General features: G+C 48.9%; 9 protein-coding genes. All 9 read right to left on the bottom strand.

The features are described 5' to 3' along the window. Nucleotides 1-1,137: 1,137 nt before the first annotated feature. Nucleotides 1,138-1,260 carry a cytochrome bd-I oxidase subunit CydX gene (cydX, locus tag P6910_RS12960; RefSeq protein WP_317141709.1) on the bottom strand — a complete coding sequence of 41 codons (123 nt, stop codon included), beginning with the start codon at nt 1,258-1,260 and terminating at the stop codon, nt 1,138-1,140. 12 nt (nt 1,261-1,272) lie between these two features. Continuing rightward, the gene (gene cydB, locus P6910_RS12955; protein ID WP_317141708.1) at nt 1,273-2,406 is read right to left on the bottom strand and encodes a cytochrome d ubiquinol oxidase subunit II; all 1,134 of its coding nucleotides are present in this window, start codon (nt 2,404-2,406) and stop codon (nt 1,273-1,275) included. Nucleotides 2,407-2,418: 12 nt separating this feature from the next. Then, entirely contained in the window at nt 2,419-3,993 is a 1,575-nt protein-coding gene (locus P6910_RS12950; RefSeq protein WP_317141707.1) for a cytochrome ubiquinol oxidase subunit I, read from the bottom strand. Nucleotides 3,994-4,488: 495 nt separating this feature from the next. Continuing rightward, entirely contained in the window at nt 4,489-6,393 is a 1,905-nt protein-coding gene (locus P6910_RS12945) for a hypothetical protein (protein WP_317141706.1), read from the bottom strand. 87 nt (nt 6,394-6,480) lie between these two features. Continuing rightward, on the bottom strand, nt 6,481-8,673 hold the full coding sequence (locus tag P6910_RS12940) for a diguanylate cyclase (protein WP_317141705.1): 2,193 nt from the start codon (nt 8,671-8,673) through the stop codon (nt 6,481-6,483). Between the two features lie 217 nt (nt 8,674-8,890). Next, the gene (locus P6910_RS12935) at nt 8,891-9,859 is read right to left on the bottom strand and encodes an alpha-L-glutamate ligase-like protein (RefSeq protein WP_317141704.1); all 969 of its coding nucleotides are present in this window, start codon (nt 9,857-9,859) and stop codon (nt 8,891-8,893) included. Between the two features lie 3 nt (nt 9,860-9,862). Then, on the bottom strand, nt 9,863-11,404 hold the full coding sequence (locus P6910_RS12930; protein WP_317141703.1) for a UUP1 family membrane protein: 1,542 nt from the start codon (nt 11,402-11,404) through the stop codon (nt 9,863-9,865). An 8-nt stretch (nt 11,405-11,412) separates the two neighbouring features. Then, nucleotides 11,413-12,567 carry an ATP-dependent zinc protease gene (locus P6910_RS12925; RefSeq protein ID WP_317141702.1) on the bottom strand — a complete coding sequence of 385 codons (1,155 nt, stop codon included), beginning with the start codon at nt 12,565-12,567 and terminating at the stop codon, nt 11,413-11,415. 328 nt (nt 12,568-12,895) lie between these two features. Next, on the bottom strand, nt 12,896-14,209 hold the full coding sequence (brnQ, locus tag P6910_RS12920) for a branched-chain amino acid transport system II carrier protein (protein WP_317141701.1): 1,314 nt from the start codon (nt 14,207-14,209) through the stop codon (nt 12,896-12,898). Nucleotides 14,210-14,362: the final 153 nt, after the last annotated feature.

Here is a 14,362-nt window from a genome sequence, read left to right as displayed (position 1 = left end):
AGGTCTGAAAGAATCCGATATATCAAGAGTCTTCAGGAGTAAATGATGCACTGGTTGATTTTAACCTTCCTGACAGTCTGGTTATTGTCATATACGTTGTTTGAAGTCATGATCAGTCGGCCTCTTGGTCAGCTTCATCTTCTAGCTGTAGACGGTCTAAGATATTTGGTACATTATGCGACATCAGTTAACAGCTTGAATCCTCTCAGCCTGTGCCACTTTTTCTGAGCGCTCTGGCTCAGCTTAAAGACCATAGACAATTACTGTTCAGGCCCATGCAGCTAATAGTCTTGGCCGTTCTCAGGCGCTTAGTGCTTGGGCAACTCAAACGCTATGTCTCCTTCTGCCAAGAATGGAGCTTTAACCAACTCTTGCTTCTGAATACTGACAAGAAGTTCTTCCTGACTTTGTGTGGATTTCTGGAAGCCGACTTTGATAGCAATCAACTCTCTCTTGCTATGATCGGTGACCTCTATTAAGTACAAGCATGCATTGACGACTATCATCGTCTTGTATGTTGAAGTGTACCCCGTCAGTCCTGGTGTACACGCAATGCTTATTTTTCGAGTTTAGTTGGCTCTGATGTTTGTGAGACTGCCGGTTCGTTACAAGTAGGGAAGGGCCGCCATTGAATTGAATCTATTCCTATTGCCTAAGCGATCCCGCAACTTGGGATTTATTACCGGCACACTCGGCTTCAACTGCGTCGGCAAATAACCGTCTTGTTCTAATCCTCAACAGCGAAGTCAGTTGATCATCAGCAGATTGGCCTGGTTACAGGAGTGTCTGTACTTTATTGCTGTCAATGGTGTATTTCTTATTGTCAGTCGCAAACTTGCAGGAATAACACCGACACAGTCACACAACCTTTCCATGTCCTCAAACATTGGAAACGATCATAGTGGTAGCTGTTCCTGAAGAGCCCGATGTTTAAAAGGTTTATAACGGCTAAAATCTTCTCTCTTCGCTTTGGTCAAAGGCAGGCTCATTCGACAGGTTGCGCGGCAGGCTTATAGAGGTTAACAAAACCGGGCAGGGGATACCCTCCAGAAAGCAACCTTTTGCTCACCATCAGGCACAATAAAACCCGATTTTTTAAGCTTGGGGACCAGAGAAATTGGTCCCCAAAAAATCAGATTATTCTTCTAAATCATCGATATCATTATCAAAACCCATATCATGAAATTCATACCACATGACATTGATGATACCAAAGGCACACGCAAGGAGTACGCCCAGAATCCAGGCAAAATACCACATAGTCTGCCCTCCTTAGTAAAGTGAGTGGGTGTTTTCGTTAAGGTGTTCTGCTGTCATACGGCCCCACAATTTGTAGAAACACCAGGTGGTGTAACCCAGAATGATGGGAACAAATATCATGGCAACCACTGTCATAATTCCCAGCGTCAGGTAACTGGATGTTGCATCCCACAGTGTCAGGCTGACGTTAGGGTGGGTGCTGGACGGCAGGATGAATGGAAACAGTGAGAACCCGGCTGTCATAATAATGCCTGCCTGGGTGATTGAACTGCAGGTAAAGGTCAGGCCGTGCAGACGGCTGTTGGCCAGCAGGAAGACACCAATGGCGCCTGCAAAACCCATGACCGGTGCAATCAGCATAACCGGGTACTTGGTGTAATTAGCCAGCCAGATGCCCGCGTCTGCAATGTGAACTGTTTTGGTAAGAGGATTGGCTTCGCCATTCATAACCAGACCGCTAACGACTTCAAAGCCGGGCAGGTTGGCTACCCAGACACCCGCAAGTGCAAAGGTGACGATGGTCGCAAGGGCAGACATGCGTGCGACAATGGTCGCACGTTCTTTGATCGGGCTACCAGAGCGCATGCTTTGCCACACAGATCCCTGCATGGTCAGCATGGAGACGCTGACAACTCCACAAAGAAGGGCAAAGGGGTTCAACAATGAGAAGAAGCCCTGAGTAAAACTGGAACGCATTGTGTCATCCAGATTAAAACCAAAGCCCTGGAAAAGGTTACCAAAGGCTACGCCGAATACCAGAGAAGGTACTATGCCGCTGATAAAGAGACCCCAGTCACAGTACTTCGTCTGCTCGGGTTTAACCTTGGAGCGATAGTCAAAGGCCAGCGGACGGACAATCAGTGCGAACAGAACCAGCAACATGGCCCAGTAAAAACCAGAGAAGGCTGTGGCATAAACGATAGGCCAAGCCGCAAACAGTGCGCCACCTGAAGTGATCAGCCAAACCTGGTTGCCGTCCCAGTGAGGGGCGACGGCATTGATCATGATACGACGCTCTTCGTCAGTTTTGCTCATGAAAGGCAGCAGGTTGGCTGTCCCCAGATCGTACCCGTCCATTATGGCAAAGCCAATGAACAGAACACCGATCAGAACCCACCAGATGAATTTGAGAACTTCGTAGTCCATAAGGGCCTCCTTTTATGCCTGAGCCATATCGTCGGTATGATTGCGTTCAAAGTGGTAGCGGCCAGTGTGCAGGCTGCTAGGACCTTTGCGGGCATATTTAACGATCAGGTAAATTTCGATAATGATGCAGATACTGTAGAGCGCAGTAAAACCAATGATGCTGAGCCAGAGGTCTGCTTCTGTCCGGGTAGAAGCAGACAGGTAAGTGGGCAGTATGCCTGAGATCGACCAGGGCTGACGACCAAACTCAGCAACGAACCACCCCATTTCACTGGCAATGAATGGCAGTGGCAACGCGTAGAAACAGAGTTTGAGGAATTTTGGACTATTGTATTCAGTTCTGCGGGCTGTTTTATAGAAGGCGGTCACAAGCAGCAGAAGCATTACAACACCGAGACCCACCATGATTCTGAAAGAGAAGAACAGTGGCCACACGGTCGGAATAGCCTCTTCTGCAGCCTGCCGAACCATTTGGGGTGTCGCGCTTGGAATGTCGTCGGTATAGCGGCTGAGCAGCAAGCCATAGCCCAGGTCATCCACGACTTTATCAAACTCGCGACGGTTGTCAGGTGTATCTTCACCATTTTTCAGCTTTTCAAGCAATTCGTAAGCTTTGATACCATTGTTGATTCTCTGAATCTTGTCGTCGACCAGATCTTTGATACCCAGCACTTCTGTGTCTGTTGAGCGGGTCGCGATAATGCCCATGACGTAGGGGATTTTGATCGCATAATCTGTTCTCTGTTCTTCCTGGTTGGGAAGTCCAAAAACAGTAAAAGCGGCCGGTGCAGGTTCAGTGTCCCACTCGGCCTCGATCGCTGCCAGCTTGACTTGCTGTACGTCACCCAGTTCATAACCGGATTCATCGCCAAGCAGAAGCGTAGAGAGGATGGATGCCAGACCAAAGCCTGCGGCTACCGCAAATGAACGACGAGCGAAACCTATATCACGGCCTTTAAGCATGTACCACGCGCTGATAGACAGTACAAAGATGGCACCTGTTGTATAACCGGCAGATACCGTATGAATAAATTTCACCTGGGCTACAGGGTTCAGAATCAGGTCAGCAAAATTGGTCATTTCCATGCGCATGGTTTCATAATTGAACTCTGCACCTACCGGGTTCTGCATCCAGGCGTTGGCAATCAGTATCCACATGGCCGAAAGGTTGGTACCTATAGCCATGAGCCAGGTACAAGCCAGATGCTGAACCTTACTGAGTCGGTCCCAGCCGAAGAAGAACATGCCGACAAACGTTGACTCGAGGAAGAAGGCCATCAAGGCTTCAATGGCCAGTGGAGCACCAAAAATGTCACCGACATAATGGGAGTAGTATGACCAGTTGGTTCCGAACTGAAATTCCATGGTCAGACCGGTAGCAACACCGAGTGCAAAGTTAATACCGAACAATTTTCCCCAGAATTTGGTCATATCCCGATAGACCTGTTTGCCGGTCATAACATAAACCGACTCCATGATCGCCAGAATAAAGGTCATGCCCAGGGTCAGCGGAACAAAGAGGAAGTGATAGAGTGCTGTCATCGCGAACTGGAATCGCGATAGGTCGATGATTTCTTCTGTAATCATGGTGCTCCTCGTTAATGACAGTGTTAAATCAAATCCGTACTGGAAATCAGAAAATGCGTGCTGCCACAGAGGTCCTTCATGCTGCAGTTACCGCGCATTTCGTACAATAGATACATGCTAAATGCATGTTTATAGCCGGTGCGCCAGTATATACGAGTCTTAGATGGGTCTGGATCAATCTATGGCTGGTTAATCAGATTTGTGGACATGTTACTCGGATTTGTTACATATATGAACTACAGTAAGATGCAAAGTTTGATCTTCATCAAAAATGTTTTAAATACCTCGTTCTTCAGATGTTTTTTAGGGATATAAGTGCTTGATGCGTGAAAATAAAGGATAAATAACTGTGTAAATACGAAACATTTCGGTTGTAAAGTGGGTTTTTGGCCATAAGGAATACTGATATAGGTAATAACTGTCTATCAGTATTTCTGATCAGTATATAGAAAATATTCGCCCGCTTGATCGTTGTCAGGTCGGGCGAGAGGTGTCTCAGCGATGAGTACTGACAGAGCTGTATTTGCTGATGATTTTATTGGCGTTATATAAGTCAATTTGCCATTTGTTCTTGGCAGGGGGGACTTCTATGGGCGAAATATTATCCAGTGAATAGCGAGCGCTCATAGGGCTCTCGAACTGGGCAATGAACTGTAATCTTTTCAAATCAGCCTGATAGGTTTGTACCAGGAAGTTAATGGTCCTCTCGCTCAGGGGAACGCGATAGTAACGGATCAGGTTCTGGGCCAGCTTCTCGGCACTGGCCGAGAGGTTTTTGTCAACATCTGCAGCCAGAGCTTCCCCCAGTGTTGCCTTGGTCTTGGCGCTCATGCCTGGTTCAAGAAAAGCCAGGCTGGAAGCGTTGGAGCTCTCGATAGCCCTCTGAATTTGTGGGTCATGAAGATGTATATAGGGGTCAAGAATAGTTGCCACCTCAATAGCCACTTCCCTGGCACGTGTTTCTGTCAGGTCTTTCTGAGTAGCTGCCACGGGAGAGTGGGTTCGATAGCTTTCTCGCCTCAAGCGGGATTCCTTTAGAAACGCTTCCAGACGGTTGGCAACTTCCATCCTGGTATCATCGTCCAGCTCAATACTCTGCTCCGAAATCGTCAGGCTTCGTTTTAAGTTCTCTTTAGGGTTCTGCTGATAGAGCGTGGAGAGTTTTTGCCAGTACTTCAGGGCGCGTTTGAGTTTGTCACTGTCCCGGCCCTGTTTCAGGTAGGCGCGGTGAGCTTCATTGTAGAGTTGAATGGCTTTATCGAGCTGTTTGCGTTTTATGTTCAGGGCCATAACGTGTTTGCCGGTTTTACGGGTCAGGTCTCTGGCCTGACGAACCTGCAAACTGAGATTGTCGAGCGATTCACTGGCTGCAGTCAGCAACTTCTGGGGGCTTAGACCGTGATCGGTAATAATGCGATTCTGGACATCAACATTATGGAGCCAGGTTGTCAGGGCCTTGAGGCGGGAGTACACCCTGGCCCTGCTGATCCGGAAATCATTGCGTTCTTCCTCGAGCCTGTCCAGAGCCTTGGCCAGATCCCAGCGACCGGTATACTCAATTTTCAGCCAGGAAATTTCGCGCCCGCAAATCAACTCGAAGCATAATATGAGTATTTCCTCGACATCGTGAAGGGTCATCAATTCTTCATTGTCCCGCTCGCTGGCAGTGAGAATCCGTTCAATAAACAGAGGCTCTCTGGGTTGCCCTTCATGGGGTCTGGCAACGATACCGCTTAATCTGTTTTTGAGTGCTTTGGCTATGCGCGGGTGAAGTTCTTTGAGTTCGTTGTGATAACGCTCAGTGTCTTCAGAGACTTCGTGAACAATGTCGCGCATTCTGTGATAAAGGCCAGCCCTGCGGAATATTTCAATCTGTTCGGCCTTGCGGGCCAGTTTGTGATCACCCGTAATATCTTCAATGGCTGTTGATATCCATTCCGGGCCAAGATCGAACTTTCGCAAAAGAATACCGGCAGAATGGATCCGTCGTGCATCTTCGGTCATATTACGTTGGGCCAGGTCACGCACCATGTAAATGATTTCGGGAATTCGGTCGATGACGCTGAGCAGGTTGTTTTTGTCTTGATTGACCCGGCGTCCGTGGGTAACGTTGTACATCAGCTTGGTGAACAGGCCCAGGCCAATGGCCACAATGGAGTAGCCGACGAAATACAGGGTTCTGTCTAGCGGCATCGTGGTGCCGTAGCCAATATAGTAGCCTGCAAAAGCAGCCAGAAGAGTTACCGGACCGGCAGTCCAGGCGTACTGCAGTATGGTGACACTCCAGGGCTCCTGATGAGGAGCACGTGCCACTTTCTCCAGCCAGCTTAAATCTCGTTCTTCAAGCTGCAGGTCATTGTCATTCCGTTGCTGTTGCCAGCGACTGAGCAGAGCGGGCATTGTCGTATATTACGTTTTTTTCGGTGGGAGATGAGTACTATATTCTAAAGTCTCAGTATGACGGTGAAATATATGTAGATTTACGTTTCAAGATAAGCGTTTTGTAATCTCTTCTCTCGCAGGCTGTTGACCTTTGTCTGGTTCACGAACCGATAGTCGTATATCTGCACAGGAAGGCGCCCGACAGACTCTGTTCTTGCCCGAGTGCTTGGCTTGATATAAAGCGTCGTCTGCCTCTTTGAGTATTTTGTCGAGAGTGTCGGTCTTCGGGCTCGTGGCAGCAATTCCCAGACTGAGGCTCAGGGGAACAGGGCCTCCCTTGAAAAGTAATGCCGAGTTCCTGAGTCGCTCAGCGATCTTTACGCCACTGACAGCATCGGTATTGGGCAGGAGAACAACAAATTCTTCGCCGCCATAGCGGGCAATCAGGTCCTCTTGACGAAGATCTTTCCTTAGTTGACTGGCGAGGTCAGAGAGAACCTTGTCACCCGCCGGGTGACCGAAACGATCATTGATCTGTTTGAAGTCATCGATATCTATGAAAATCAGGCAGGACTGGGGCATTCCGGAGTCAGGACGGTGAAGCAGTTCTGAAGCCTCATTGAAAAAAGCCCTCCGATTGAGAAGACCCGTCAGTGAATCAAGGCTGGCCTGCAGTTTCCAGAATCGAGTCTGCTGACTGGCCTGAAACAGGGTTCGGGCATGGTTGCTGATGTCGGTTATCTGTTGCCACTTCAAAGGTCTGTTGGGTTGGCTTCCTGGTGAGACCACCAGCAAAGTATGGTGGTTTTCTTCACTGTGGAGCAGAAATATCCAATATTTAACGCCGTTTCGATCTTCAAGCCGGATATGGTGCTTTTGCTCCGAGGTAATGATGTCCATCAGCTCATCTTCAATAGTGTCAATGCTGCTTTTTAGAATCTGGGCAGCTTTAGGGTAATGGCTGCTGACATCCCACTGGTCTTTATTCTTAATCAATATCATAGAGGGTGCATCGGGAATTATCGCATCAAGAGTTGCCAGAATGCGCTTTCGAATGGTCTTTTCATCCATCAGTGCATTGCCGGGTGCCTGAAGATGTTTGCGAAGAGCAGAATCAAAGACTCGTCGTTTATCATACTGGCTGTTAACCAGGTTGATAGAGATAGCTTGACGATTCTTGTGTTTGCGGTTGACCCAGTATAGACCGTTAATCATCATGGATTGGAGAGCAATTAATGCTAGTTCGGCCTGACTGGGAATGACTCTGGGCCACTCTTTGGAGACCCAGCTGCTAAATAGGGCAAAGAACAGTGTGGCCATGACCGGTAACGCCAGTTTGGCAGGTCTGACTCCTTGCGAAAAAATGGTCAGCAGGCTGGCAATGAGCAGGACTGCGGACAGCGCGATCATTAAAAATGCCGCATTGAGAAGCCGGGTTTGCTCTGTGGCGAAGAAGCTGAGAATAAATCCGACCGACAGGCAGCAAAGCCAGAGTATAAGCCTGTCTGTTTTGGGAGTATAGAGTGCCAGCAAACCGAGGTTCTTGTAACAGCCGAGGGCTGAGACAAGGCTGATCATCGTTATGATCAGCACCCAGAATTCGGGGTCCCAGGACCCTTTAATCATCCAGAAAATGTCGCCCTGGTAAAATACGATCAGTGTCGTGGTAGCCAACAGGTGCGCAGTAAGCAATAGGTAAGAAGGGTGCCGGGTGTAGATCATTACAGCCGCTGTGACGACCAGAAAGAGGAGAAGCAGTGCCAGCAGTGAAGCTGAAAAGGCCTGATTCTTGTATTCATCCAGCATATAGAGTGACTGCGGCCAAAGGTGAGGGTTCAACCTGTTTGGCTCTGAGTTGTCTACACGTATATAAATATCGTGAGTCTTGTTCTCAGACAGCAGGAGTTTCAGAACTCTTGGGTCTGACTTGCGGTTTTGACTGCCGATACCCAATGAAGTGATCCGGTAACCCTTTTCAGAAGGTGTGAAGACATCAAGTTTCTTATGGGGAGTCCTTCTGAATACCAGCAACCAGTCTGAATTTAGAGAATGATTCAATGTCAGGCGGAGCTTGTACCAGCGATCACTGGTGCCGGGCTGTTTTCCGCTCAGGATCGCTTTCGGAGCAGGGACCGAAGTCAGGAAGCTGGCCAGTTTAACCGGTCCAGACGGTGAAGATTCTGCAACGGAAGCCCCATGGGTAGTATGGCTGACAAAAAAGGCCAGCAGAAGCACCAAAGCCCTGATGTAGATGACTGCTCTTTGCGAGCAGGTTGAGAAGGTCAATAGAACCCGCAATTCAGGCAGTCCTCCATGACGAATTGACAGCTTTTCACTCTTCCTTCAAAGGGTTGTCTATTAAATCTATTTACCCTGTAAATGATTGTGACACAGACAAGGTATGCAGGCCAAGGTGGCAGAGCGGATTCGTCACTAAATTAACTTCGACAGTGACGTTTCTTGTCACTGGTGTGAGCAGTGTACATCAGGACGTCGCGTCCTGATGTAGTGGATATTACATTGCAAAGTGCTCTTTAGAGAATGCGACTTTCTCGTCAATAGGCATAGTCCAGTTGGGCAGAGACTCAATCAGCTCCAGACGGGGTTGGATGCCGCGGTCATTGGCGATCTGGATAGCCAGGCCGGGTCGGGCATTGAGTTCAAGGATCAGTGGACCATCCCTTTCATCCAGAACAATGTCCACGCCCAGATAGCCCAGTCCTGTCATGTCATAACAGGCTGAAGTCAGCTTGAGCAGTTTGTCCCAGTGAGGTACTTCCAGTTTTTCAAAGCTGTGACCCGTATCAGGGTGCCTGTCAATCGGCAGATCAAATTGGACGGCTCTGAGGCTTTTGCCAGAGGCAATGTCCAGACCCACTCCAACGGCTCCCTGGTGAAGGTTGGCTTTACCATCAGAAGCCCGGGTAGCCAGACGCAACATACCCATCACCGGAAAGCCCCGGAAAACAATCATACGAATGTCCGGCACACCTTCAAAACTGTAATCATTAAATACCGGGTCTGCCACGATCAGGCTCTCGATCATGGCTACATCACTTTTGCCTCCGAGACTGTAAAGGCCACCCAGAATGTTGGAAACATGTCGGTTGATGTCTTCAAATTCCAGAGTGTCGCCACTGGCTTTTACATAACGTGGACCGTCGCGACCCACGATGACAAGAATGCCTTTACCGCCACTGCCCTGGGCAGGCTTGATCACGAAACTGTTGTGTTCTTCGAGCAGGGAGCCCAGATCTTTAATGTCGTGCTGGTATTCGACAACTCCCAGCAGTTCAGGGACGTCTACATTGGCTTTTTCTGCCATCCTTTTGGTGGTGAGCTTATCGTCCACCTGGGGAAGCAGTTTGCGGGGATTATATTTAATAACATAATCGAGGTTTCGCATGTTCATGCTGAGAATCCCGGCCTCGTGGAGGCTGGATGGACTGGCAAAACTGCGAAAAAACCGTTTGATGAACTCCATGGGTTAACCTCCAACCAGAGGTTTGAAGCGACGAAGCTCCAGTAGACGGTAACCGGTGTATTGACCCAGCATCAGGGTCAGGCCCAGGACAGTCAATAACAACTCCGGGAAGTTATAGGTCAGGTGCTCAACCAGTGGGGTGGACATCAGCAGGTAACTCATAGTGGCCACCAGCAGACTACCAGAGCCTTCAATCAGTACGTCTTTGGGGCCTTCTTCTTCCCAGAGGATAGACATTCTCTCAATGGTCCATGCCAGAATAATCATCGGGAAGAAGGTAACGGTCAGGGCCTGGGTAATCCCCATCTTCCAGCTGAGTACGCTCATAACGCCCATTATGCCTATGACGACGATGATCACCGCCGCCAGTCGGGCAACAAGGAGCATATTGAGCTGACTCAATATCGAGCGAATCCAGAGGCCAATGGAAACTATGGTGATAAAGATAATCAAACCAGGCAGTAACTGGGTTTCCAGGAAGGCTACAGAGATCAGGACCGGCATAAAGGTTCCTGATGTTCTCAGGCCGACCAGGATACGCATGATCAATACGACCAGGGTACCAATGGGAATCAGCAGAATGCTCTTGAAGGCATTCTGAACTTCCAGAGGCAGGGCGTAGATAGAGAAATCGACCAGTGCTGCATTGTCAGCCCGGGACGTTTCAATGGCCAGATCCCTTGTTGGCTCGTTCTGTGAAATCATCGAAAAAGAGACTTTGGACGCTGTGCCACCCATGACATCCAATAGGGATTTACCACCACGCTGCCAGAGGAAGAAGTTTTCCGGGTTGCCGGATGCTCCGGTTTCAGGATCAAAGAGTACCCAACCGTCATTGGTATAGACTTCCAGCATCTCTACTATGGGCTGACGACGTCTGCCGTCTTCAAGGTAAAGACCTCGAACAACCCGGGCCGGAATGTCGGCCATGGACAGCATCTCAATCAGAAGATTGGTGAGCTCGGTACGGCTATCAACCATGCTAAGCAGCATGTTGGTATTCTGACTGGGCTGTTGGGCAATAAATTCCTTGATCAGGGTGCCTGTGAAACTTCGACTATCAGCAGAGCGTTCTTTTACCTGTTCCAGCAGTGAGTCTGCTGCAGTCTGGTAAGGTTCCGGCAGGGACGGTTTGGCCTTCAGGGTATCGTTGTTTTCTTCAACAGGAGGGGCCAGAGGTTCCACCAGTTGTCGATCCGGATGCAGACTCACCTTGTAAAACAGGCTTTGTTTGCCACTGGCCTTGCGAATGCTCCACTCTGCACGACGTTGTCCATCATCATCATACTGGTTGATGCCATAACCCGGAGAAGCAAAGGATTCATTCAGAATGCGGAAGCCGGATTGTTGGTCAGGCAAGGTCAGGGATACCTTGACGGGTCCACCGTCAGCCTTGAACTGGATTTCAGCCTCAACACTCCAGACGGTAGTGGTTTCTCCCCGGGTTAAGGGGAACCCCAGGGCAAAGTGTTTGTATAAAGTCAGGCCCAAACCTGCAGCGATCAAAATGACCACCGCCAGACTGAGTTGAAAACGTCCTTTCATTCAAAACCTCACTTCTTTGTCTCAGCAATATTTTGCTGGGCAACATCAACCAGAGCTGTATTGCTCAGGAGTCTTTCACCAATAAGAATCGGATGCTCGTAACCAGTGCGATTGGTTAGCGTAAATTCAACATTTTTGGAAATCTTTCCCAAAGTTATAGGGATAAAGACAGTAACCCGGCTCTGGTTTGCCAGACCGCCGTGACGTTTGATTGAAACTTCACGATGGACTTTGCGCTCAAAGGTCTGGCTATTGTCACCATTGACGACCTTGAAACGAACCCATTCTTCGCCATTTTTGGTGTAGTATTCAATATCTGTCGCATCGATGGAAGACGTTTTGGCGCCTGTATCAATACGTGCCTTGAATGTGTTCTTGAATCCTTTGATACGAACCTCTTCAAGCTCTCCAAACAAAGCAAGGCCACTGACGTCGACAGGCTTGTCGATCTGTTCTTTGATACTCAGGTTGCCGCCAGTCGGGACCTTAACGGTAAATGTATCCAGTACTTTCTCGGTTGCGATGTATTTCTTGCCAACATTGGCTATGGCCATGTCCTTGAGAAAATCCCGGCCAATGAGCAGTGGGAATTCAAAACGTTCCCTGTCGTTCAGTGATACATCCAGGTTCTGGGTAATATCGCCGACCTTGACGTTTATGTTGACGACATAACGAGTCTGGGAATCTTCATCGCCCGGAACCTTGATCAAGACGGTGTCTTTGACTGGCAGCTCCAGAGTGACATTGGCCTTGCTGGTTCTGGGGAGATCAAAGCGAACCCACTTTTTGCCATCTCGTTCAAAGTTCTTAATGTTTCTGGCATCAATAGAGGAGCGTCCCGCACCGGTATCGATCTTGGCATCCATTTTCAGACCGTATTCTGTGAGAGTGCCTATCTCTGCAAAGCCCAGCACCAGTTTTCCGCCAACACGGGCGGGAGTCTGAACCAGTTGCTGTTTAACCGAAATGGTATCCGGGAGAAGAGGCTTGGAAGGTTTAAAAGTTTGTAATTCTTCTGTCTTCTGTTTTGAGTCGGGCGCCTCGGTTTCTGTCCTGGAGGTCTTTTGACTGTCCGTAGTTTGAGCAGGTTTTTGTAGCACCTGGCAGCCAGTCAAAGCGGATATCGCCAAGATAACCGCGGGTAATACCGGAAAACGGGTCATGGGTAAGCTACTTGTTTTTACATAAAATGAGTGAATGGTAGCCGCGATAGTCTATCGCAAATCGAGCAGCTTACTTGATGTTTGGTGACTTGCCAAGAAGTCTGGTCTTGTGAGCAGGCTAGGAGCCTGACCGAGAATAGCGCCCGTAGCGAGGACGGCAGAAAATTGAGGATGAAAATTCGGTTTTGTGAGGAGAATAGCGAGCTATTTGACGAACAAAAGCGGATTTTCAGACCAATTTGCTGCCGCCGCACGACTGCATGGATGCAGGAGCTAGAGCAACGCAGGAGCAGTTGCCGCGTAGGGCAGTCTATTCTCGGTCAGGCTCCTAGGAAGGGGTAATGCGTTTACCGATCAGGCAGGTCAGAACAATGGTCACCACAGAGGGTGCAACCCAGCTTAAATTAAAGTCGTACCCTGGCAGTGACTCAAGAGGTACCAGAAGCTTTTGTGTAATCGGATGGTTCAAACCCTTACTGGCATCGACCAGACTGAGTATAAAGGTGACCAGAAGCGTGGCTCTGTAGACCAGCTGAGGATTGGGTAGCAGGCTTTTGATCAGTCCCAGCAGAATCAGGGCAATAGAGACCGGGTAGAGAACCAGTAAAACAGGAATAAACAGTTCGATCATCTGGTTGAGATTAAAGTTGGCGAACATCATGCAGGAGAGACTGATGGCCGCCACAAGTACCTTGTAATTGAGTTTCCCGGAGAGATCACAGAAATACTCTGAAGCAGCAGTAATCAAACCAATTGCGGTAGTCAGGCACGCCAGTGTCACAACTGTTGCAAGCAGAACATTGCCATAGATACCAAACAGTTTGTTGACATAAACGGAAAGAATCTGGCCGCCGTTTTCAGGCTGTGCAATGATTCCGTGACTTTGAGAACCCAGATTGAAGAGGGACAGGTAAACCAGAGCCAGTCCGAAAGCCGCTATAAAAGCCGTTATGACAGAGTATCTGACCAGGGCGTCGGGTGAAGTAATGCCATGAGATTTAAGGTTGGTGATGATGACAATACCGAACAGCAGTGCAGCCAGAGCATCCATCGTCATATAGCCTTCAAGGAATCCACTAAAGAAAGGATTTTCTGCATATCCGTTCATAGGTTCACCGGCTTCTCCCAGAGGAGAGATGAGGGGAGAAATACCAAGAATCATCAGCAAGAGGATAAGGGCTGGTGTGATAATCTTGCCCACGGATTCAAGTAATTTTCCCGGATACAGGCTGAGATACCAGGCAGTGCCAAAGAAAATGACGCTGTATGTCAATCTGGAAGTGCTGTCGGGCTCTTTCAGAAACGGGATTATTCCGACTTCATAAGCAACAAGGCCGGTTCTGGGTACACCGTATATCGGGACAACAATGATGTAAATGCAGCAACCCATCAATGCAATCATGCTGCGTGGCAGTTCACCGGTGATCTCGTTAAAGCCGCCGCCAACTCGGGAAATCATGACCACAGCCAACAAAGGGAGAAGCACTCCGGTGACCAGAAACCCGGCCGCAGCGAGCCAGACGTGGGTGCCAGCCAGCTGACCCGCCAACGGAGGAAATATGAGATTGCCCGCGCCAAGAAACATGGCGAAGGTCATGAAACCCATTCCAACAATGTTCTGAAGGCTTAATCGTTGCTTCATGCGTAAGGTTCTGCCTTGATTGAATGTTATCTGGTCAGAGACGGATGTCCATGCTCAATCCTGTGAGATGAACGATTTTTTGTAATAAATAGGAAGTATGGACTCAATTTCGGAAAGTGGTAGTCCGGTCTGCGTTTTGCCCGGTCATTATTC

Origin of the sequence: Endozoicomonas sp. 8E (genome assembly GCF_032883915.1) — a bacterium.
Taxonomy (GTDB): Bacteria; Pseudomonadota; Gammaproteobacteria; order Pseudomonadales; family Endozoicomonadaceae; genus Endozoicomonas_A.
This window is presented reverse-complemented; position numbering and strand designations above follow the sequence as displayed.